19 protein-coding genes and 1 pseudogene are annotated in these 20,711 nt (G+C 69.8%); 7 read left to right on the top strand and 13 right to left on the bottom strand.

Annotated features, from left to right (window positions below; translation table 11 throughout):
• Positions 1-60: 60 nt before the first annotated feature.
• A complete protein-coding gene (locus tag RC2_RS11320; RefSeq protein WP_068146887.1) occupies positions 61-2,082 on the top strand; it encodes a TPM domain-containing protein in 2,022 nt (673 codons plus the stop codon).
• Here RC2_RS11320 and RC2_RS11325 read toward each other — a convergent pair.
• A complete protein-coding gene (locus RC2_RS11325) occupies positions 2,079-3,464 on the bottom strand; it encodes a glycine--tRNA ligase (protein WP_068146891.1) in 1,386 nt (461 codons plus the stop codon). The genes RC2_RS11320 and RC2_RS11325 overlap by 4 nt on opposite strands.
• A 206-nt stretch (positions 3,465-3,670) precedes the next feature.
• Here RC2_RS11325 and RC2_RS19060 point away from each other — a divergent pair.
• Together RC2_RS19060 and RC2_RS11335 are read left to right on the top strand one after the other, a co-directional pair.
• Positions 3,671-4,015, top strand: a pseudogene (locus RC2_RS19060) (ArsR/SmtB family transcription factor); the annotation flags it as partial.
• Between the two features lie 92 nt (positions 4,016-4,107).
• Positions 4,108-4,515, top strand: a complete 408-nt coding sequence (locus tag RC2_RS11335; protein ID WP_068146893.1) for a Fur family transcriptional regulator — start codon at positions 4,108-4,110, stop codon at positions 4,513-4,515.
• A gap of 18 nt (positions 4,516-4,533) precedes the next feature.
• Here RC2_RS11335 and RC2_RS11340 read toward each other — a convergent pair whose 3' ends face one another.
• Genes RC2_RS11340 through RC2_RS11355 form a run of 4 tightly spaced genes read right to left on the bottom strand, consistent with a single transcriptional unit; the run spans position 4,534 to position 7,052 of the window.
• Entirely contained in the window at positions 4,534-4,938 is a 405-nt protein-coding gene (locus tag RC2_RS11340; protein ID WP_068146896.1) for a hypothetical protein, read from the bottom strand.
• The gene (locus tag RC2_RS11345; protein WP_068146899.1) at positions 4,935-5,744 is read right to left on the bottom strand and encodes an isoprenyl transferase; all 810 of its coding nucleotides are present in this window, start codon (positions 5,742-5,744) and stop codon (positions 4,935-4,937) included. The genes RC2_RS11340 and RC2_RS11345 overlap by 4 nt, the downstream gene beginning before the upstream one ends.
• Positions 5,698-6,501, bottom strand: a complete 804-nt coding sequence (gene recO / locus RC2_RS11350; protein ID WP_068146902.1) for a DNA repair protein RecO — start codon at positions 6,499-6,501, stop codon at positions 5,698-5,700. Before recO ends, RC2_RS11345 begins: the two co-directional genes overlap by 47 nt.
• A gap of 53 nt (positions 6,502-6,554) precedes the next feature.
• Positions 6,555-7,052, bottom strand: a complete 498-nt coding sequence (locus tag RC2_RS11355; RefSeq protein ID WP_068147214.1) for an SRPBCC family protein — start codon at positions 7,050-7,052, stop codon at positions 6,555-6,557.
• Between the two features lie 135 nt (positions 7,053-7,187).
• Between RC2_RS11355 and RC2_RS11360 the strand changes: the two genes are divergently transcribed.
• Positions 7,188-9,551 (top strand): FdhF/YdeP family oxidoreductase, encoded by a 2,364-nt coding sequence (locus RC2_RS11360; protein ID WP_068146905.1) that lies wholly within the window; start codon positions 7,188-7,190, stop codon positions 9,549-9,551.
• Positions 9,552-9,912: 361 nt separating this feature from the next.
• Here RC2_RS11360 and era read toward each other — a convergent pair whose 3' ends face one another.
• The 7 genes from era to hrcA all read right to left on the bottom strand — a co-directional run bounded on the left by era (position 9,913) and on the right by hrcA (position 17,022).
• Positions 9,913-10,836: a GTPase Era gene (gene era, locus RC2_RS11365; RefSeq protein WP_068146908.1), complete on the bottom strand. Its 924-nt coding sequence runs from the start codon at positions 10,834-10,836 to the stop codon at positions 9,913-9,915.
• Entirely contained in the window at positions 10,833-12,200 is a 1,368-nt protein-coding gene (locus RC2_RS11370) for a hemolysin family protein (protein WP_068146912.1), read from the bottom strand. Before RC2_RS11370 ends, era begins: the two co-directional genes overlap by 4 nt.
• Positions 12,197-12,748 (bottom strand): rRNA maturation RNase YbeY, encoded by a 552-nt coding sequence (gene ybeY / locus RC2_RS11375; RefSeq protein WP_068146915.1) that lies wholly within the window; start codon positions 12,746-12,748, stop codon positions 12,197-12,199. Before ybeY ends, RC2_RS11370 begins: the two co-directional genes overlap by 4 nt.
• A gap of 37 nt (positions 12,749-12,785) precedes the next feature.
• Complete coding sequence (locus tag RC2_RS11380; protein WP_082895441.1) at positions 12,786-13,736, bottom strand: PhoH family protein; 951 nt, start codon at positions 13,734-13,736, stop codon at positions 12,786-12,788.
• A 210-nt stretch (positions 13,737-13,946) separates the two neighbouring features.
• Positions 13,947-14,738, bottom strand: coding sequence for a 16S rRNA (uracil(1498)-N(3))-methyltransferase (locus tag RC2_RS11385; protein ID WP_068146918.1), 792 nt, complete (start codon positions 14,736-14,738; stop codon positions 13,947-13,949).
• 3 nt (positions 14,739-14,741) lie between these two features.
• Positions 14,742-15,890 carry a molecular chaperone DnaJ gene (gene dnaJ / locus RC2_RS11390; protein WP_068147220.1) on the bottom strand — a complete coding sequence of 383 codons (1,149 nt, stop codon included), beginning with the start codon at positions 15,888-15,890 and terminating at the stop codon, positions 14,742-14,744.
• Between the two features lie 88 nt (positions 15,891-15,978).
• On the bottom strand, positions 15,979-17,022 hold the full coding sequence (hrcA, locus tag RC2_RS11395; protein WP_068146922.1) for a heat-inducible transcriptional repressor HrcA: 1,044 nt from the start codon (positions 17,020-17,022) through the stop codon (positions 15,979-15,981).
• Positions 17,023-17,119: 97 nt separating this feature from the next.
• Here hrcA and RC2_RS11400 point away from each other — a divergent pair, with 97 nt between their 5' ends.
• On the top strand, positions 17,120-17,425 hold the full coding sequence (locus RC2_RS11400; RefSeq protein WP_068146926.1) for a type II toxin-antitoxin system VapB family antitoxin: 306 nt from the start codon (positions 17,120-17,122) through the stop codon (positions 17,423-17,425).
• A gap of 16 nt (positions 17,426-17,441) precedes the next feature.
• Here the strand turns inward: RC2_RS11400 and hemW are convergent, their stop codons facing one another.
• The gene (gene hemW / locus RC2_RS11405) at positions 17,442-18,611 is read right to left on the bottom strand and encodes a radical SAM family heme chaperone HemW (protein WP_068147222.1); all 1,170 of its coding nucleotides are present in this window, start codon (positions 18,609-18,611) and stop codon (positions 17,442-17,444) included.
• A gap of 166 nt (positions 18,612-18,777) precedes the next feature.
• Between hemW and RC2_RS19385 the strand changes: the two genes are divergently transcribed.
• Both RC2_RS19385 and RC2_RS11415 read left to right on the top strand, forming a co-directional pair.
• On the top strand, positions 18,778-18,870 hold the full coding sequence (locus RC2_RS19385; RefSeq protein ID WP_315774186.1) for a putative leader peptide: 93 nt from the start codon (positions 18,778-18,780) through the stop codon (positions 18,868-18,870).
• A gap of 111 nt (positions 18,871-18,981) precedes the next feature.
• Positions 18,982-20,694 carry a nitrite/sulfite reductase gene (locus tag RC2_RS11415; RefSeq protein WP_068146933.1) on the top strand — a complete coding sequence of 571 codons (1,713 nt, stop codon included), beginning with the start codon at positions 18,982-18,984 and terminating at the stop codon, positions 20,692-20,694.
• The last annotated feature ends 17 nt before the right edge of the window (positions 20,695-20,711 follow it).

The raw sequence follows: 20,711 nt of genomic DNA on the forward strand, positions 1-20,711 counted from the left end.
CCGAGCGTCACGTCTTCGCCATGACGACTGTCACGGGTCCGATCGCGGTAGGTTCCCCCCATGACTCCGGCCTCGACGCGAACGGCCCGCTGCGTGCTCGCCGCGCTGATCCTGCTGACCACCCTGCTGGGCGGCGGTGTCGCGAGCGCCGAGGAGCCGTTCCGTGTTCCGGAGCAGGTCACGGACCTCGCCGGGGTCCTCGACGACGGCGACCGCGCCGAGGTCGAGGCCGCTGTCGACCGTCTCTACACCGATCAGGGCCTGCGGCTGTGGGTGGTGCTCGTCGACGACTTCTCCGGCGTCCCGTACGCGCAATGGGGTGAGCGCACCGCCGTCGCCAGCGACTTCGGCGACCGCGACATCCTGCTCGCCGTCGCCACCGTCGCCCGGTCCTACACCCTGAACGTGCCGCAGGCGCAGACCGCCATCTCGAACTCGGAGATCTCCGACCTCGAGCAGAGCAGCATCGAACCCGCCTTGCGCGAGGAGCAATGGGCCGGGGCGGCCACCGCCGCGGCCACCGGCCTCGCGAAGGCCGTCTCGACCACCGGCTCCGGATCGGCCGGACTGTGGGTCGCCCTCGCCGTCCTCGTCCTGGTGGTCGTCGGCGCCCTCGCCTTCGGACGCATCCGGACCGCCCGCCGTCGTCACGCGGCGGCCGAGGCGGCGCGCACGGTCGACGGCAGCGATCCGGCGGCGCTGGCCGCGCTGCCCGCGGACGTGCTCGACGAGCGGGCGCGCGAGATCCTCACCGAGACGGACGAAGCCGTGCGGGCCAGCGCCGAGGAATTGGCCGCGGCCACGGGCGAACTCGGCGAGGCCGGCGCCCGCCCCTTCACGACGGCGCTGGCCGACGCCCGTCGCGCGCTCGCCGAGGCCCACGAGCTGCGCCAGCGTCTCGACGACGCGATCCCGGAGTCACCGGACGAGCGTCGCCGGATGGTCGAGCGGATCATCACCTCGTGCGCCGAGGCGGACCGCGTGCTGGACGAGAAGGTGGCCGAGTTCGACGAGATCCGCAACCTGCTGATCGACGCCGGCGCGCGGCTGGACGCACTGACCCAGCGGCAGGTCGAACAGACGGCGCGCCTGGACGGCTGCGCGGCCACGCTGGAGTCGTTGCGGTCCCGGTACGACGCGTCCGTGCTCGCCCCCGTGGCCGACAACGTCACGCTCGCGACCGAACAGCTCACGCTGGCCGAGTCGGCGATCGACGACGGTCGGGACGCCGCCGCGCAGCCGGTCGGTCGGCAAGGGCCCGTGGTCGCCGCGGTGCGCACCGCGGAGAGTGCACTGACCCGCGCCCGCACGCTGCTCGACGCGGTCGATCACGCGGACGAGGACATCGTCGCGGCCGTCGACCAGCTGCCCGCCGCGATCGCCGACGCCCGCGAGGACGTGGCGACGGCGGACCGGCTGGCGACGCACGGCGGCGAGGCGTTGGCGTCGGCGCGGTCGGCGACCGTCGCCGCGATCGACCGGGCCGAGCGGTCCGGCACCACCGATCCGCTGGGGGCGATGCACGCTCTCGTGTCCGCCGACGCGGCGCTCGACGACGCGCTCGCCGCGGCGACGGAGGCGCAGCAGCGCGACGAGCACGCCCGCGCGCGTCTCGCCCGCGATCTCGCGGCGGCGTCCGCGCAGGTCCGGGCGGCGAACGAGTTCGTCGCCTCGCGCAGCGGTGCCGTGAAGGTGCAGGCCCGCACCCGGCTGGCGGAAGCGGAACGGCACCTGCAGGCCGCGCAGCAGCTCGCCGAGTCCGACGCGCCGCGCGCACTGCAGCACGCCGCGGCCGCCCTGTCGTTGTCCGCGCAGGCCTCGCACGCCGCGCAGGCCGACGTCGCCGACTGGGAGGCGACGCAGCGGCCGCGGCACTCCGGCGGCTACGGCGGCGGGTCCGCGGCCGGCGGCGTCCTCACCGGAGTCCTGATCGACAGTGTGCTGCGCGGCGGCTTCGGCGGCGGCCGCACCTACGGAAACCGCCGCAGCGGAGGCTACGGCGGTTTCGGTGGCGGGCCCCGGTCCTTCGGTGGGTCGGGGTCCTCGGGGCGGATAGGCAGGAGCTCCGGAGGCCGGTTCTAGCTCCCGATCAGCCGGGCGGCGAGGTAGCCCTCGACCTGGTCGAGGGCGACCCGCTCCTGCGCCATGGAGTCGCGTTCGCGGATGGTCACGGCGTGGTCGTCGAGGGTGTCGAAGTCGACCGTGATGCAGAACGGGGTACCGATCTCGTCCTGGCGGCGGTAGCGGCGACCGATGGCGCCGGCGTCGTCGAATTCGACGTTCCAGTGCTGACGCAGCGTGGCCGCGAGATCCTTCGCCTTGGGCGTGAGGTCGGCGTTGCGGCTGAGCGGGAGCACCGCGGCCTTGACCGGGGCGAGGCGCCGGTCGAGGCGCAGCACGGTGCGCTTGTCCACGCCGCCCTTGGCGTTCGGGGCCTCGTCCTCGTGGTACGCGTCGACGAGGAACGCCATGAGCGATCGGGTCAGTCCCGCTGCGGGTTCGATGACGTAGGGGGTGTAGCGCTCGTCGGCGGCCTGGTCGTAGAAGCTGAGGTCCTGGCCGGAGTGCTTGGCGTGCGTGGAGAGGTCGAAGTCGGTGCGGTTGGCGATGCCCTCGAGCTCACCCCATGCGCTGCCCTGGAACTCGAAGCGGTACTCGATGTCGACGGTGCGCTTGGAGTAGTGCGAGAGCTTCTCCTGCGCGTGCTCGTAGAGGCGCAGGTTCTCCGGGTCGATGCCGAGGTCGGTGTACCACTTCATGCGGTAATCGATCCAGTACTGGTGCCACTGCTCGTCCTCGCCGGGCTTGACGAAGAACTCCATCTCCATCTGCTCGAACTCGCGGGTACGGAAGATGAAGTTGCCGGGCGTGATCTCGTTGCGGAAGCTCTTGCCGATCTGGCCGATGCCGAACGGCGGCTTCTTGCGGGACGTGGTGAGCACGTTGGCGAAGTTGACGAAGATGCCCTGGGCGGTCTCGGGGCGGAGGTAGTGCAGGCCTGCCTCGTCGTCCACGGGGCCGAGGAAGGTCTTGAGCAGCCCGGAGAACGCGCGGGGTTCGGTCCACGAGCCGGGCTCACCGGTCTCGGGGTCGCGGATGTCGGCGAGGCCGTTCTCCGGCGGGTGACCGTGCTTCTCCTCGTACGCCTCGAGGAGGTGGTCGGCGCGGTAGCGCTTGTGGGTGTGGAGCGATTCGACCAGCGGGTCGGAGAAGGTCTCGACGTGCCCGGACGCCTCCCAGACCTCACGCGGGAGGATGACCGAGGAGTCGAGGCCGACGGTGTCCTCGCGGCTGGTGACCATGTTGCGCCACCACTGCTTCTTGATGTTGTCCTTGAGCTCGACGCCGAGGGGGCCGTAGTCCCACGCGGACTTGGTACCGCCGTAGATCTCGCCGCACTGGTAGACGAGTCCCCGGCGTTTGGCCAGGTTGGCGACGGTATCGATCTTGGACTTCGGAGCCACGGGGCCAGTTCTCCATCTCGGGTCGTGAGTCGGTGGTGGCGGGGCGCGGACGTGGTGTGTCCGGCCGCGACACATCAGACTATCGGCCCGGTGGGGGTTCGCGGTCCACCGCGTCCGCGGAGCGCCCCGGTTGACATGCGCCGTCGCGCATATCACAATGATTACGATTTCCAATAACGACGACTGGACGACGGGGTGTTCTCTCCATGAGCGTGCCGCACGCGGTGCCGGATTCCGGCCCGACCCTCCCCCACCCGGCGACGGATCTGCCGCCCAAGGACGTGCTGACCGGCGCCGGGGATCTGCTGCGCGCGCTCGCCGCGCCGGTGCGGATCGCGATCGTGCTCCAGCTGCGTGAATCGGCGCGGTGCGTACACGAGCTGGTCGGCGCGCTCGGCGTCACTCAGCCGCTGATCAGCCAGCATCTGCGCGTGCTGAAGGCCGCCGGGGTGGTGCACGGTGAGCGGTCCGGGCGTGAAGTGCTGTATCGGTTGGTGGACGACCACCTGGCGCACATCGTGGTGGATGCAGTGGAGCATGCGACCGAAGGATCCGAGCATGCGACCGAACGATCTGCGCATGCAATCGAAGGATCTGCGCAGGCGACCGACGGATCTGCGCAGGCGACCGACGGTACCGATCGATGAACGTGGCGAAGACCGTCGGCCTGCGGTCGACCAAGCAGCGCAGCGCGATTTCCGAGCTGCTCGACACGGTCGACGAGTTCCGGTCGGCGCAGGACCTGCACGACGAGTTGCGACGGCGCGGCGACGGCATCGGCCTGACCACGGTCTACCGCACTCTGCAGGCGATGGCCGACGCGGGCACCCTGGACGTGCTGCGCACCGATTCGGGCGAGTCGGTATATCGCCGCTGTTCCGACGGTCACCACCATCATCTGGTGTGTCGAACCTGCGGATTCACCGTGGAGGTCGAGGGCGCCGCGGTGGAACGGTGGACGAAGTCGGTGGCCGGTGAGCACGGCTTCTCCGACGTCAGCCACACGGCGGAGATCTTCGGCCTGTGCAGCGAGTGCGCGGCGAAGGCCTGATCTCGACGGTGCGGCGCGTCAGGGCACCAGGCCGACGCGCGCCTTCTCGACGCCGGACAGCACCAGGACCAGCATGGTCATCAGGGGCTCGTCGTCGAGTCCGGTGGCCGGGAAGGTGTAGCGCAGGATGACGTCGGCCTGCGATCCGTGACCGATCACCGAGATCGACCCGAACTGCGATTCGGCGTTGCGCGCAGCGACTTTCGCGCGCAGCCCACCGGACGACGGTCGATCCCAGGCGAGGACCGACGTCAACGCGAGCACCTCGAGGCCCGGTCCCAGCGCGACCGCCCGCAACGAGCAGAGGGCGCCCGCGTACGTGAAGCCGAGCGATCCATCGTCGGCCACGGTGACGTCGGCGAACTGGCCGAGAACCACCCGGGCCCGGTCCTGCAGAGCCGCGACCACGTCGTGCTCGCTCATTTCACTCCCCCGAATCGTCGGTCCCGCGAGGCGAACTCGACGCACGCGGCCCACAGATCGCGGCGGTCGAAGTCCGGGAACAGTTTCTCCTGGAACACCATCTCGGCGTAGGCCGACTGCCAGAGCAGGAAGTTCGACGTGCGTTGCTCGCCGGACGGCCGCAGGAACAGGTCGACGTCGGGCATGTCGGCCTCGTCGAGGTAGCGGGCGAACGACGCCTCGGAGATCTTCTCCGGATCGAGCTGCCCGGCCGCGGCCCGCCGCGCGATCTCCCGAGCGGCGTCGACGATCTCGGCGCGGCCGCCGTAGTTGACGCACATCGTCAGCGTCATGACGGTGTTGTCCCTCGTCAGCTCCTCCGCGATCTCGAGCTCGCGGATCACGCTGCGCCACAAGCGCGGTCGTCGCCCCGCCCACCGCACCCGGACGCCCATCTCGTGCATCTCGTCGCGACGTCGACGGATGACGTCGCGGTTGAAGCCCATGAGGAACTTGACCTCGTCGGGACTGCGTCGCCAGTTCTCGGTGGAGAACGCGTACGCCGACAGCCAGCGCACGCCGACCTCGATGCAGCCCTCCACGGTGTCCATGAGCACCGCCTCGCCGCGTTCGTGGCCGGCCGTGCGAGGCAGTCCGCGGTCCTGCGCCCACCGTCCGTTGCCGTCCATGACCAGCGCGACGTGTCGCGGGATCAGCTCGGGCTGCAGGATCGGCGCCCGCGCCCCCGACGGGTGCGGGCTCGGCGGACGCACGGCACCACTATCGGACGGGGTCGGCTGCTCGCGACGACGGATCACGGGTCTCATCCTGCCCGACGGCCCCGGCCGCGGGGGCACCGCGCTCGACCAGCGGCAAGGTCCGCAGTTGCCGTTCGAGGTGCCATTGCAGATGTGCGGCCACCAGACCGCTCGCCTGCGTCCGCACCGACTCCGACGTCGCCACGGCCGCGGGCCAGTCACCGCTCTGCAGGGCGGCCATGAGATCGAGGACGCCGGTTCCCGGGGTGGCCGATCCGGCCGGCCGACACTGCGTGCAGACCGCACCGCCGGCCGCCACGTGGAACGCCCGCAGCGGGCCCGGCGCAGAGCACGTCGCACACTCGGTCAGCGACGGGGCCCACCCGGCGAAATTCATGGACCGCAGCAGGAAGGCGTCGAGAACCAGTTCCGGCGGTCGCTCGCCGGAGCCGAGGGTCCGGAGGGCACCGACGGTCAGCGAGTACAGCCGCGGGGCCGGGGCATGTTCCTCGCCCGCGAGCCGCTCCGTCGTCTCGAGGATCGCGCACCCGGTCGTGTAGCGGGCGTAGTCGGCGACGATGTCGGCGCCGAAGGCGTTCACCGTCTGCACCTGGGTGACGATGTCGAGGTTCCGGCCCGGATACAACTGGACGTCGATGTGCGCGAACGGACCGAGCCGCGCACCGAATTTCGACGTCGTACGCCGCACGCCCTTGGCCACGGCGCGCACCAGACCGTGGTCCCGCGTCAACAGCGTGACGATGCGATCGGCCTCGCCGAGCTTGTGCTCACGCAGGACGACGGCGTGATCCCGGTAGGACCTCACGACTCACCCACGTGGTCCAGTGTGGCACGTCGGCGCGTCCCGACGGGACGGCCTCAGGGTGCGCCGAGATCCTGCTGCAGCGACGCGAGCGTGCGGGCGATGTTGCGGCGTTGGAAGTCGGCGAACAGGCTGCCGCGCGTCGCCACCTTGTCGAAGGCGGCGGCCAGGGCGTCCGGCCACGGACGGTCGTCGGTCCAGGTCTCGGTGACCCGGGTGCCGCCGTCGACGGGCTCGAATCGGTACTCCCACGACGCGATCGGCGTCGGGAGGATCGGCCGGCCCACCCCGATCGCCCGGACGGCGAATGCGAAGCGTCGGCCCGGCTCCGCCGCCGTGACGACGCACCGCGTCGACCACCGCGCTCCCCCACGCCGGTTGGTGCCGACGAACGTCATCCCGACGTAGGTTCCGCCGCGTCGCGGGTCGGCGACGACGGCGCCGGTGTTCTCCGGACTCCACTGCGCCATGCGGGTGGGGTCGGCGAGAGCGGCGTAGACCTCGTCGGGCGAGGCCGCGACGACGACGGAATCGGAGACGGTTCGAGTGCGCACTCCCGACACGGTATCCGGGCGCTCCGACGGGTACACGAACCGCGAACACCCCGATCGCCGATGTCGAGTCCGACGTCACGGTTACTGTCGAGTGACGTCCGATGCGGGGGGACGAGTCGAAGAGAGAGTGTGGCCATGAGTACACGCGGAGTGCGTGATTACGACGAAGCGGATCTGTCCGTCGAGAAGCCCAAGACCCACGCTGCCGGGCCCACCGCCGTCGCGGTGTCGATGTACCGGTCGCTCGACCGAATGGGTCCGATCCGGACGGCGAAGACGCTGCTGGACCTGAATCAGGCCGAGGGCTTCGACTGCATGAGTTGCGCGTGGCCGGATCCCGACCCCGGCCATCGACACACTGCCGAGTTCTGCGAGAACGGCGCCAAGGCAGTCGCCGAGGAAGCCGACACCCGTCGCGCCACCCCGGACTTCTTCGCCCGTCACTCCATCGCCGAGCTGGACTCGCACAGCGAGCACTGGCTGGGCCAGCAGGGCCGCATCACGCACCCGATGGTCAAGCGGCCCGGCGGAACCCACTACGAGGAGATCGACTGGGACGAGGCGTTCGACCTCATCGGGGCGCAGCTGCGTGCACTCGATCCGGACGAGGCCGTGTTCTACACCTCCGGCCGCGCGTCCAACGAGTCGGCATTCGTCTATCAGCTCTTCGTGCGGGCCTACGGCACCAACAACCTGCCGGACTGCTCCAACATGTGCCACGAGTCGACGTCGATCGCCCTGCAGGAGTCGATAGGCATCGGCAAGGCCAGCGTCACGCTCGACGACGTCTACGACGCCGAGTTGATCGTTCTGGCCGGGCAGAACCCGGGCACCAACCACCCGCGCATGCTCTCCGCCCTCGAGAAGGCGAAGAAGAACGGCGCCAAGATCCTCGCGATCAACCCGCTGCGCGAGGCCGGTCTGATCAACTTCAAGAACCCGCAGACACCGCGCGGAATGATCGGTCCCGGAACCGATCTCGAGGACATGCACCTGCCGGTGCGCATCAACGGCGACCTGGCGCTGTTCCAGGCCTTCGGGCATCTCCTGCTCGAGTGGGGCGCCGTCGATCACGAGTTCGTGCGCGACCACACCACCGGGTTCGACCTGTGGAAGCAGCACATCGAGACGCTGGACTGGGCGGAGGTGGAAGCCACCACCGGGCTGACCCGAGCCGTCATCACCGACGCGGCCCGGATGCTCCGCGACTCCTCGGCCACCGTCTTCTGCTGGGCCATGGGCATCACCCAGCACCACAACGCGGTCAACACCGTCAAGGAGATCACCAATCTCGCGTTCCTGCAGGGGAACATCGGCAAGCGTGGGGCCGGGCTGCTGCCGGTGCGCGGGCATTCCAACGTCCAGGGCGACCGCACCATGGGCATCTGGGAGCGCGCGCCCCAGCACTTCCTCGATGCGATCCAGAAGGAGTTCGGCTTCGACCCGCCGCGGGCGAACGGGTTGGACACCGTCGATTCCATCCGGGCCATGCGTGACGGCAAGGCGCACTTCTTCCTGGGACTCGGCGGCAACTTCGCCCAGGCCGCACCGGATTCCGACGTGACGTTCCAGGCGCTGCGCAACACCCGGATGACGGTGCACATCTCCACCAAGATCAATCGATCGCACCTGGTGTGCGGGGACACGGCGCTGATCCTGCCCACGAAGGGACGGACCGAGAAGGACATCCAGGCCAGTGGGCCGCAGTGGATCTCGGTGGAGGACTCCACCTGCTCGGTGCACTCCTCGCGCGGCCCACTCGAGCCGGCGAGCCCGTACCTGAAGTCCGAGGTGGAGATCCTGACCCGCATCGCCGAGGCCACCATCGGCGACCGATACGGGTTGGACTGGAAGGGTTTCCGCGACGACTACCGGAACATCCGCGAGCACATCTCGCGCGTCGTTCCGGGGTGCGCGGGATACGAGGTGAACGTCCGCCGTCCCGGCGGCTTCGTCCTCCCCCACCCGCCGCGGGATTCGCGCACGTTCCAGACCGAATCGGGTCTCGGCCAGTTCGCCGTCTCGCCCATCGAGGCGTTGCAGGTCCCGCCGAAACACCTGCTGCTGCAGACGTTCCGGAGTCACGATCAGTTCAACACCACCATCTACGGACTGTCCGACCGCTACCGCGGCATCGAGGGTGGTCGCCGCGTGATCTTCATGCACCGCGGCGACATCGCCGAGTTGGGCTTCCGGAACGGGGACTTCGTCGACATCACCACCCGGTGGGACGGCGACGACAGGGTGCGCTGCGCGGAGAACTTCCGCATCGTCGAGTACGCCACGCCCAAGGGTTCGGCGGCGGCCTACTACCCCGAGACCAACCCCCTTGTGCCGCTCGATTCCACGGCAGCAGAGAGCAACTGCCCCACCTCCAAGGGCATCGTGGTGTCCCTGACCCCGGCTTCGGCGGGGCACGCGGCGTCGGGTGACGGGCAGGACAGCGTCCGGTCGGACGAGGGGCACAAGTCGCACCCTCAGCCCGAACACCTGTCCTGACCCGAGCAGTCCTCGAGGTGCACCGGTTGCAGCCACCCGCTCGGGTTGCAACCGGTGCACCCGACCAGAACCCGCGCACCTCGCCACCTGCTCAGGTTCCGGTCACCCTCACCGGTTGCAACCTGTGCATTCGGCTACAACCTGCGCAGCTCGCTACTTGCTCCGGTTTCCGCAACCTGCTCCGGTTTCCGCAACCTGCTCCGGTCGCAACAGGAGCAGGTTGCTGGAACCGGAGCGACTTCGTCGCGGCCATCACCGGCACGAGCCTCGGACGCCGCGCCCCAACCACACCCGCTCAGGCTCCAGCCACCCGCACGGGTTGCAACCGGTGCACCCGACCACAACCCGCGCAGGAATGCCGTCAGAAGCCGAGCTTGCCCATCTGCTTCGGGTCGCGCTGCCAGTCCTTGGCCACCTTGACGTGCAGGTCGAGGTAGACCCTGGTTCCCAGGAGCTTCTCGATCTGCGTCCGGGCGGCGGTCCCCACCTCGCGGAGTCGCGCGCCGCCCTTGCCGATGACGATCGCCTTCTGCGACTGCCGCTCGACGTAGAGGATGGCGTGGACGTCGAGCATGTTCTCGTGGCCCTCGCGGGGCAGGACTTCCTCGATGACCACGGCGAGGGAGTGCGGGAGCTCGTCGTGCACGCCTTCCAGCGCGGCCTCGCGGATGAGCTCGGCCATCATGGTGTCCTCGGGCTCGTCGGTCAGCTCGCCGTCGGGGTAGAACGCCGGGCCGGGAGGCAGCACGGACGCGAAGACGTCGACGACCACCTCGACCTGCTCCCCCGACGCCGCGGACACGGGCACCACCTCGGCGTCTCCGCCCAGGAGGTTCGAGACGGCCACCAACTGCTCCATGAGCCGCTGCTTGGACACCTTGTCGATCTTGGTGACCAGCCCGACCACCGGAGTACGCGGCGCGTTGGCGCGCACCTGCTCGAGGATGAACCGGTCACCGGGGCCGATCTTCTCGTCGGCGGGGATGCAGAAGCCGATGGCGTCGACCTCGGAGTAGGTGTCCCGAACCAGATCGTTGAGCCGCTGCCCCAACAAGGTGCGGGGACGGTGCAACCCGGGCGTGTCCACCAGGATGAGCTGTGCGTGCTCTCGGTGCACGATGCCGCGGATGGTGTGGCGCGTGGTCTGCGGGCGTGACGACGTGATCGCGATCTTGCTGCCCACCAGCGCGTTGGTCAGAGTGGACTTGCCGGTGTTCGGCCGGCCCACGAAGCACACGAAGCCGGATCGGAACTCCGTCTCGTCGCCCTGATCGGTTCCGGTCATCTGCGATGCTCCTCACGCTGCGTCTCGGCGCCGTCGGCCGATCCGGGGGACTGTCTGTCTCGACTCGACCCGCCGTCGGTGGGGTCCTCGTCGTCTCGGGCGAGCTTCTCGGCCAACACCGTGTGCACGTGCACGCGCCCACGGGCGTCACGCCCGCCCTCGGCGATCAGCCGTAGGCCGTGCGCCTCGACCACCGAGCCGGGCAGGGGCACGCGGCCGATCTCGTAGGACAGCAGACCACCCACGGTGTCGACCTCGTCGTTGTCGATCTCGACGTCGAACAGCTCGCCCAGATCCTCGAGCGGGAGCCGCGACGACACGCGAATCCGACCGTCGTCCAGCGGGTCCACGGGCGCCACCTCGTCGGTGTCGTACTCGTCCGCGATCTCCCCGACGATTTCCTCGAGCACGTCCTCGATGGTCACCAATCCGGCCGTGCCGCCGTACTCGTCGACGAGCACGGCCATGTGGTTCCGGTCGCGCTGCATGTCGGCGAGCAGGCCGTCGAGCGGCTTCGAGTCGGGTACGAAGACGGCCGGTCGCATGATGTCGTCGACCCGAACGCTGCGTCCCCCGTCCGACGACGTGTAGGTCCGCTCGACGAGGTCCTTGAGGTACACGACGCCGAGGATGTCGTCGACGTTCTCTCCGATGACGGGGATACGGGAGTGTCCGCTGCGCACGGCGAGAGTGGTGGCCTGGCCGGCCGACTTGCCGCGTTCGATCCACACCATTTCCGTGCGGGGCACCATGACCTCGCGCGCGGAGGTGTCGCCCAGCTCGAAGACGGACTGGATCATCTGGCGTTCCTCGGCGGCCACGACGCCGCGTTCCTGCGCGAGATCGACCAGTTCCCGCAGTTCGATCTCGGAGGCGAACGGCCCGTTACGGAACCCGCGGCCGGGCGTGAGGGCGTTGCCCACGAGGATCAGCAGTCGGCTGATCGGACTCAGCAGCACCCCGAGCGCCCGGAGCGGGTAGGCCGCGCCGAGCGAGAGGGAGTACGCGTGCTGGCGACCGAGCGTGCGGGGCCCGACGCCGATGACGACGTAGTCCACCACCACCATGACCGCCGCGGCGACGCCCAGTGCGACGGCGGGGTCGAGCAGATCCAGCAAGGCACCCGCGAACACGACCGTCGAGCCGATCTCGCACAGGATGCGCAGCAGCACCATGAGGTTCACGTAGCGGGGCCGGTCGGCGAGCACGCGCAGCAGTTCGACGGCGCCGCCCCGCTGGTCCTTGACCATCTCCTCGACGCGTGCCGAGGACACCGTGTTGATGGCCGAGTCGACGGCGGCGAACAGGCCTCCCAGCGGTACCAGCAGCACCGCCAGCACGATGAGGGCCGGAGCGTCGGTCACCGGGCGGACTCACCACCGGGCGAGGTGAAGCCGGTCTTGCCCAGGAGCCGACTGTCGCGCTCGGCGGCAGCGGCCTCGCGCTCCGTGCGACGCAGGCTCTCGTACCACTCCTCGAGCAGACTGTTCTGGAGACCGAACATCTCCTTCTCCTCGTCCGGCTCCGCGTGGTCGTACCCCAGCAGGTGCAACACACCGTGCACGGTGAGCAGCGCCAACTCGTGCGCCAACGAGTGCCCGGCCTTCTCCGCCTGGTCGGCCGCGAACGACGGACACAGCACGATGTCGCCCAGCATGGACGGACCGGGGTCCGGAGCGTCCGGCCGACCACCCGGCTCGAGCTCGTCCATCGGGAACGACATCACGTCGGTCGGTCCCGGCAGGTCCATCCACCGCATGTGCAGATCGGCCATGGTGGGGGAATCCACCAGCACCATCGACAGCTCCGCCGCCGGGTGGACGTCCATGCGCGCGATCGCGAACCGCGCCACGGAAATCAGGTCCTCCTCGCCGACGTCCATTCCGGATTCGTTGGAGACCTCGATGCTCATGCGATCACCGTAAACGACCGTCGGGGTCTCACCGGAATCACCGGCGACGAGCAGCGCGATTCGGTCCGTCGTTGCCGCGTGCCGCGTCGTGGCGGTCGTAGGCGTCGACGATGCTCGAGACGAGGCGGTGACGCACGACGTCCGACGAATCGAGCCGGGCGAAGTGGATGTCGTCGATGTCGGTGAGGATCTCCGTGGCCGCGCGCAGACCCGACGTCGAACCGCCCGGCAGGTCCACCTGCGTGATGTCGCCGGTGACGACGATCTTGGAGTTGAAGCCGAGCCGGGTCAGGAACATCTTCATCTGCTCGGCGGTGGTGTTCTGCGCCTCGTCGAGAATGATGAACGCATCGTTGAGCGTGCGGCCACGCATGTAGGCCAGTGGCGCGACCTCGATGATCCCGGCCTGCATCAACTTCGGAATCGCCTCGACGTCCATCATGTCGTGCAACGCATCGTGCAGCGGGCGCAGGTAGGGATCGATCTTGTCGTGCAGCGTGCCGGGCAGGAACCCCAACCGCTCCCCCGCCTCGACCGCGGGCCGAGTCAGGATGATGCGTGAGATCTGCTTCGCCTGCAGAGCCTGCACGGCCTTCGCCATGGCGAGATAGGTCTTGCCGGTACCGGCCGGACCCACCCCGAAGACGATGGTGTTCGCGTCGATCGCGTCGACGTAACGCTTCTGGTTCAGCGTCTTCGGACGGATCGTCTTGCCGCGTCGCGACAGAATGTCCAGGCTGAGCACCTCGGCCGGCGTCTCGCTGACCCCACCGTGCAGCATCGCGACGGTGCGCCGCACCGCGTCCGGCGTGACCGGACCACCGGCCGCGACCACGCCCGCGAGCTCGGTCAGCACCCGCTTGCCGACGACGATGTCGGACGGTGCTCCGTCGAGCGTCACGACGTTGCCGCGCACGTGCACGTCGGCGGACAACACCTGCTCGAGAGCCCGCAGGTTCTCGTCGGCCGACCCCAGCAGCGGGAACATGACGGCCGGGTCGAGTTCGAAGGATTCCGATGTCGCGGGCACGGCGGCCTCGCTGAGCAGCGGGCGGGCCGAGACCCGAGCCGACCGGGCGGCCGAGGAACGAGAAACGTTGTCTGTCACGTGTGCGGTATGGCCTGCTTTCGGTGCTCGTGAACTACGGTGTCCGGACTGACATCGAGTCTAACCGCGCCCACCGACAGCGCATTCCGATTACTCCGTGGGCTGCTCCGTGGGCGAAATCGCCAGGGGCGACCCACCCGACCATCGGTCGGTCAACACCCCGATCGCCCCCAGGGCCACCGACGCCGCCGTGGACGTCCGCAGCACCGTCGGCCCCAGAATCGTCGGGCGGGCGCCGGCCTCGGACAGCACCGCGAGCTCCTCGTCGGACAGCCCGCCCTCGGGCCCGACCACCAGCACGATCCGGGACGCCGATCGCAGCCCGGCGTCCGCCAGGGGCTCCCGCGCCGATTCGTGCAGCGCCAGCGCCACGCCGCCGTGCTGCACACAGTCCGCGACGAGGTCCAGGACGTCCGCCGTCGAGGCGAGGTCGGCGACCTCGGGGAACAGCGCGCGTCGCGACTGCTTGGCCGCGGCCAGCGCCGCGTGGCGCCACTTGGTCACGCCCTTCTCCGCCTTCGGACCGGACCACCGCGAGACGCACCGCGACGCCTGCCACGGCACGATCACGTCGACACCGGCCTCGGTGGCCGTCTCCACGGCGAGTTCCGCCCGATCCGATTTCGGTAGCGCCTGCACGACGGTGACGGGCGGCGTCGGCCCGGGCACCGTCCGTACCTCGTCGACGACGAAGTCCAGGGAGTCGCGCGCCGTCCCGACCACCTCGACGGTGGCCAGCGTCCCCCGCCCGTCCGAGAGCGCGATGCGCTCCCCGGTCACGGTGCGGCGCACGGTGACGGCATGTCGACCCTCGGGGCCGTCCAGCACCCCGCGCGCGCCGACCGCCGGCACGTCGGCGAGGTGATAGACGCTGGCGACCACGGGTCAGCGGGAGAACGCGTCGCGCAGGCGCGAGAACAGACCGCCCGTGTGCTGGGACGAGGTGGTGACCACCTCGGCATGGTCGCGCTCGCGGTGCTTGCGCAACTGCTTGAGCAGCTTGGTCTCGGTGGAGTCCAGGCGGGCGGGAATCACGACCTCGAGGTGGGCGTGCAGATCACCCCGGACGCCGCTCCGCAGCTTCGGCATGCCGTGGCCGCGCAGGACCTGCACGGCACCCGGCTGGGTCCCGGGCTCGATGGAGATCTCGGTGGGTCCGCCGAGGATCTCCTCGATGGTCACCTGCGTCCCCAGCGCCGCCTCGGCCATCGGCACCCGGATGGTGCAGTGCAGATCGTCGCCGTCGCGCACGAACGTCGAGTGGGTCTTCTCGACCACCTCGGCGTAGACGTCTCCGGCGGGTCCACCGCCGGGGCCGACCTCGCCCTGGCCCGCGAGGCGGATCCGCATGCCGCTGCCGACGCCGGCGGGCACCTTCACCGCCAGGTCACGACGGGCACGCACCCGGCCGTCGCCTGCGCACTTGCGGCAGGGATCCGGGATGGTCTCGCCGGCGCCGCGGCAGGTGGGGCACGGACGCGCCGTCATCACCTGGCCGAGGAACGACCGCTGGACCGACTGCACCTCACCGGCGCCGCCACAGGTCTCGCAGCGCACGGGCTTCGAGTCGCCGTTGGTGCCCGATCCGGTGCACACGTCGCAGAGGATCGCCGTGTCCACGGCGATGTGCTTGGTCACGCCGGTGGCGCACTCCTCGAGGGTCAGCGTGGTGCGCAGCAGCGAATCCGAGCCCGGCTGCACCCGGCCACGCGGACCGCGGGTACCCCCGCCCCCGCCACCGAAGAACGCCTCGAAGACGTCGCCCAGACCGCCACCGAAGCCCGCACCGCCGAAGCCGCCCGCGCCCCCGCCGCCGCTCTCGAGCGGGTCGCCGCCGAGGTCGACGATGCGGCGCTTCTCCGGGTCGGACAGCACCTCGTACGCCGCGCTGATGTCCTTGAACTTGGACTGCGCGGCCTCGTCGGGGTTGACGTCCGGGTGGTACTCCCGCGCGAGCTTGCGGTAGGCGCGTTTGATCTCCTGGTCGCTGGCCTTGCTGTCGACGCCCAGGGTGCCGTAGTAATCGCGTGCCACGTGAGTGCTCATGTCCTCTGTGTAGTGATCGTCGTCGTACAGGTGCGTGCAGTGGTCGTACAGGTCGTGGTCGGGTACCCCGCGCGGGTCACCGTTCCGCGAGGACTTCCCCGATGTAGCGGGCCACCGCCGCCACCGAGGCGATGGTTCCGGGGTAGTCCATCCGTGTCGGTCCGAGAACGCCGAGACCCCCGAGAATGTTTCCCGCGGAACCGTAGCCGGTGGACACCACGGACGCGCCGCGCATCTCCTCCACCTTGGTCTCCTCGCCGATCTGCACCGTCACCCGGCCCGTCTCCTGGGTCGCGGCGAGCAGTTTGAGGACCACCACCTGCTCCTCCAGCGCCTCGAGAACGGACCGCAGCGAGCCGGGGAATCCGCTGAGCGCGGCGAAGTCGGCGGCGTTGCGGGTCAAATTCGCGGTTCCGCCGAGCACCAGGCGCTCCTCGGGGTGCTCGACCAGCGTCTCGACCAGGACGGTCGCGGAACGAATCACGGCGTCGCGCAGATCGTCCGGGGCATCGTCGGCCAGTTCCGACACGGCGATCGACGCCTGCGCCAGACGCTTGCCCTCCAACGCGCCACCGAGCAGCGCCCGCAGGCGGGACAGATCCTCGTCGTCGATGACGTCGCCGAGTTCGACGATCCGTTGGTCCACGCGACCGGAATCGGTGATCAGGACCAGCAGCAGCCGCGCCGGCGTCAACGCGACCACCTCGAGGTGGCGCACCGACGACGCCGACAGCGTGGGGTACTGGACGACGGCGACCTGCCGGGTCAGCTGGGCCAGGAGCCGGACGCCCCGACGCAGGACGTCGTCGAGATCGACGCCCGAATCGAGGAACTGCAGGATGGCCCGCCGCTCGGCGGCGGAGAGCGGCTTGATGTCGGAGATGCGGTCGACGAACTGTCGGTACCCCTTGTCGGTGGGGATGCGGCCGGAGCTGGTGTGCGGCTGGGTGATGTACCCCTCCGCCTCGAGTACGGCCATGTCGTTGCGCACGGTGGCGCTGGACACTCCCAGGTTGTGGCGCTCGACCAGCGCCTTCGATCCGATCGGCTCCTGGGTGGCGACGTAATCGGCCACCAGAGCACGGAGGACCTGGAAACGTCGATCCTCGGTCGTCGACACTCGTTCCTCCCTCACGCTCGTCCTGCCCGACCAGCCGATTCTAGTCGCCGACCGGCGGCCCTACCCCGTGTGGCCGACCACCTCTACTGTGACGGGAGTGATCTTCAAGGGAGTGCGCGACGGCAAGCCGTATCCCGAGCACGGTCTGTCCCTGCGGGACTGGTCCAAGATCCCGCCGCGGCAGCTGCGACTCGACGAGATCGTCACCACCACGAAGGTGCTCGAACTCGATCGGCTGCTGTCCGAGGACAGCACGTTCTACGGCGACCTGTTCCCCCACGCGGTGCAGTTCCGCGGCGTCGTCTACCTCGAGGACGGTCTGCACCGCGCGGTGCGCGCGGCTTTGCGGAACCGGACCGTGCTGCACGCCCGGGTCTTCGACTACGACGCCATCGTGAGATAGCTCACCGACAGCCCGCTCAGTCGAGCACGTCCCGGACGACGCCGTCGGCGAGAAGTCGGCCGCGGTCGGTGAGGACGTAGCGGTCGCCGTTCCGTGCGAGCAGTCCGGAGCGGACGGCGTCGTCGGCGCGGTCGCGCTCGGCCGGGCGGAGGTCCTTCGCCGCGACGCCCGAGCGCAGCCGCACCGTGAGCATCACCCGCTCGAGGTGACGTTCGTCGTCGGTGAGCACTTCGCTGTCGGCGACGGGCAGCAGGCCACCGGACACGATGTCCGCGTAGCGGGCCGGGTGCTTGACGTTCCAGAACCGAGTGCCGCCGACGTGACTGTGCGCTCCGGGCCCGATGCCCCACCAGTCCCCGCCGTCCCAGTAGCCGAGGTTGTGCCGGCAGGCGGCGTCCTCGCCGCGTGCGAAGTTGGACACCTCGTACCAGGCGAAGCCGGCCGCACCGAGCGTCGCGTCGATGCGTTCGTAGCGGGCCGCGAGGACGTCGTCGTCGGGAAGCGGAATCTCGCCGCGCCGCACGCGTCGGGCCAGCGCCGTCCCGTCCTCGACGATGAGCGCGTAGGCCGAGACGTGGTCGACGCCCGCCTCGAGCACGGCGGCGAGCGACGCGTCGAGGTCGGCGTCCTCCTCACCCGGCGTCCCGTAGATGAGATCGAGGTTGACGTGCGCGAATCCCGCGTCGGCGGCTTCCCTCGCCGCGGCGACGGCGCGACCGGGCGTGTGGGTCCGATCGAGCGCGGCGAGAACGTGCGGTGCCGCGGACTGCATGCCCAGGGAGACACGGGTGTAGCCCGCGGCGCGGATGCCGTCGAAGAACGCCGGGGAGGTCGACTCCGGATTGGACTCGGTGGTCACCTCGGCGTCCGGCGCCAGGTCGAAGGCGGCCCGGGCCGCGTCCAGCAGGTCGGTCAGACCGCTCGCGCCGAGCAACGACGGCGTTCCGCCGCCCACGAACACCGTGTCCACCGTGGGCACGCTCCCGGCCTCGCGGTCGAAGACCGCCGCAGCCGATTCCAGTTCCCGGCGGACCCCGTCGAGCCACGACTGCGGAGACGCCGAGCTGCCGAGCTCACCCGCGGTGTAGGTGTTGAAGTCGCAGTAACCGCACCGTGTCGCACAGAACGGAACGTGGAGATAGAGCCCGAACGGGTGGGCGGGCCGCGAGAACGCCGCGCTCGGCAGCGGGTGTGCCGACGCGGTGGCGAGGGGTGGAGAGGTCACCGCGTCGATTGTCCTCCCCGCCGGTCGGGTCGATCGCCCCGGTCGGTCCGGTCGGATCGGTCCGGTCGGTCCGGCCATCGAGAGCCGACGAGGCCGCACGACGGGAGCGTCCGCCCGCCGTGGCAGAATGTGGCGCATGACCGTCGTGGAGATCATGCTGGTGGCTCGCCGCCACGTCGATCTCGCGCGCGTCTGCAGCTGTCTGGGGCCCATCGTCTGACCTTCCCGCCAGCCCGCACACTCCCGGCCGGTCGGGGACGAGGTGTGCGGACCAGCCCGCCGGACCCTCTCGCTCCCGCCCGCGCCCCGACTCTTCTGGAGCGCGAACTTCGTGACGACACCTGAGACCGCACCCCCCGCACCGTCCGCACCCCGGGCACGATCGCCGCGGCCGGCCAAACGCCGCTCCGAGGGCCAGTGGGCGCTCGGCTATCGGGAGCCGCTGAACCCGAACGAGCAGAACAAGAAGGACGACAACCCGCTGAACGTGCGGGCGCGGATCGAGAACATCTACTCCAAGCAGGGCTTCGACAGCATCGACAAGAGCGATCTGCGAGGCCGGTTCCGCTGGTGGGGTCTCTACACCCAGCGCGAGCAGGGGTACGACGGCACGTTCACCGGCGACGAGAACATCGATCTCCTCGAAGCGAAGTACTTCATGATGCGCATCCGCTGTGACGCGGGCGCCCTGACCGCGCAGCAGCTGCGCACTCTCGGCGAGATCTCCACGGAGTTCGGCCGCGACACCGCCGACCTCTCCGATCGGGAGAACGTCCAGTACCACTGGATCCGCGTCGAGGACGTGCCCGAGATCTGGCGTCGCATCGAAGCGGTCGGTCTGAAGACCACCGAGGCGTGCGGCGACTGCCCCCGCGTCGTGCTGGGTTCCCCGCTCGCCGGGGAGTCTATCGACGAGGTGCTCGATCCCACCCCGGCCATCGACGCGATCGTCGAGCGCTACATCGGCAAGCCCGAGTACTCGAACCTGCCGCGCAAGTTCAAGACCGCGATCTCCGGTCAGCAGGACGTGGTGCACGAGGTGAACGACGTCGCGTTCATCGGCGTGAACCACCCCGAGCACGGCCCGGGCCTCGACCTCTGGGTCGGCGGCGGGCTGTCCACCAACCCCATGCTCGCGCAGCGTCTCGGCGTGTGGGTGCCGCTCGACGAGGTGCCCGACGTGTGGGAGGGCGTGGTGTCGATCTTCCGCGACTACGGCTACCGCCGCCTGCGCAACAAGGCGCGGCTGAAGTTCCTGGTCAAGGACTGGGGCGTGGAGAAGTTCCGCGAGGTTCTCGAGACCGAGTACCTGAAGCGGCCGCTGCTGGACGGGCCGGCGCCCGAGAAGCCCACGCGTCCCATCGACCACGTCGGCGTGCAGAAGCTCCGGAACGGGCTGAACGCGGTGGGACTCGCCCCGATCGCCGGTCGCGTGTCCGGCACGATCCTGCAGAAGGTGGCGGACGCCGCCGAGCGGGCAGGGTCGGACCGCATGCGCTTCACCCCGTATCAGAAGCTGATCGTCCTCGACATCGCCGACGAGAAGCTCGAGCAGTTCATCGTCGAGATGGACGCGCTGGGCCTGCCCGCGCGCCCGTCCGCCTGGCGCCGGAACCTCATGGCGTGCAGCGGGATCGAGTTCTGCAAGTTGTCCTTCGCCGAGACGCGCAAGCGTTCCCAGGTGCTGGTGCCCGAGCTCGAGGAGCGACTGGCGGACATCAACGCGCAGCTCGACGTGCCGATCACCGTGAACATCAACGGCTGCCCCAACAGTTGCGCGCGCTCGCAGGTCGCCGACATCGGATTCAAGGGCCAGCTGGTCGACGACGGGCAGGGCGGACAGGTGGAAGGATTCCAGGTCCACCTCGGCGGCAGCCTCGGCTTCGACAGCGCGTTCGGCCGAAAGTTGCGGCAGCACAAGGTCACCAGCGCCGAGCTCGGCGACTACATCGACCGCGTGGTGCGCAACTTCGTCAAGCACCGCACGGAGGGCGAGCGCTTCGCCCAGTGGGCCGTGCGCGCGGACGACGCGGATCTGCAGTGACGCGCGTCGGATTGCAC

The sequence above is a fragment of the Rhodococcoides corynebacterioides NBRC 14404 genome, from assembly GCF_001894765.1.
GTDB classification, from domain to species: domain Bacteria; phylum Actinomycetota; class Actinomycetes; order Mycobacteriales; family Mycobacteriaceae; genus Rhodococcoides; species Rhodococcoides corynebacterioides.

Excerpts from the sequence above, each read along its gene's own strand:
- RC2_RS11320 (WP_068146887.1), top strand. The coding sequence starts at position 61 with ATGACTCCGGCCTCGACGCGAACGGCCCGCTGCGTGCTCGCCGCGCTG.
- RC2_RS11335 (WP_068146893.1), top strand. The coding sequence starts at position 4,108 with ATGAACGTGGCGAAGACCGTCGGCCTGCGGTCGACCAAGCAGCGCAGC.
- RC2_RS11340 (WP_068146896.1), bottom strand. The coding sequence starts at position 4,938 with ATGAGCGAGCACGACGTGGTCGCGGCTCTGCAGGACCGGGCCCGGGTG.
- RC2_RS11345 (WP_068146899.1), bottom strand. The coding sequence starts at position 5,744 with ATGAGACCCGTGATCCGTCGTCGCGAGCAGCCGACCCCGTCCGATAGT.
- RC2_RS11360 (WP_068146905.1), top strand. The coding sequence starts at position 7,188 with ATGAGTACACGCGGAGTGCGTGATTACGACGAAGCGGATCTGTCCGTC.
- era (WP_068146908.1), bottom strand. The coding sequence starts at position 10,836 with ATGACCGGAACCGATCAGGGCGACGAGACGGAGTTCCGATCCGGCTTC.
- ybeY (WP_068146915.1), bottom strand. The coding sequence starts at position 12,748 with ATGAGCATCGAGGTCTCCAACGAATCCGGAATGGACGTCGGCGAGGAG.
- RC2_RS11380 (WP_082895441.1), bottom strand. The coding sequence starts at position 13,736 with ATGTTCCCGCTGCTGGGGTCGGCCGACGAGAACCTGCGGGCTCTCGAG.
- RC2_RS19385 (WP_315774186.1), top strand. The coding sequence starts at position 18,778 with ATGTGGCGCATGACCGTCGTGGAGATCATGCTGGTGGCTCGCCGCCAC.